Annotated in this window: 1 protein-coding gene; it reads left to right on the top strand. The window is 63.6% G+C overall.

Translation table 11 applies throughout. The annotated features are described in order from the left end of the window. Positions 1 to 409: YcaO-like family protein (locus SB816_RS30000; protein ID WP_410547992.1), on the top strand; the 409-nt coding region annotated here is incomplete at both ends.

A 409-nucleotide genomic window follows, 5' to 3' on the forward strand; every position in this document is an offset into this window, starting at 1 on the left:
GCATTGTTTCGCTGCCGTTCGTGCGCCAGTCGGATGGCGAGGTGGTGTACTTCCCGTCCAACCTGATCGAAAACCTCTACCTCAGCAACGGCATGAGCGCGGGCAACACCCTGGCGGAAGCCCAGGTACAGTGCCTGTCGGAGATCTTCGAACGCGCGGTGAAGCGGGAAATCATCGAAGGTGAGTTCGCCTTGCCGGATGTACCCGCCGAGGTGCTGGCCAAGTACCCGAGCATCCTGGCCGGTATCCAGGGTCTGGAAGCCCAGGGTTTCCCGGTGCTGGTCAAGGACGCGTCCCTGGGCGGTGAATTCCCGGTGATGTGCGTGACCCTGATGAACCCGCGCACCGGCGGCGTGTTTGCCTCATTCGGCGCACACCCCAGCCTGGAAGTGGCGCTGGAGCGCAGCCT

It is taken from the genome of Achromobacter sp. SIMBA_011, from assembly GCF_046535435.1.
Lineage (GTDB): Bacteria > Pseudomonadota > Gammaproteobacteria > Burkholderiales > Burkholderiaceae_B > Achromobacter > Achromobacter dolens.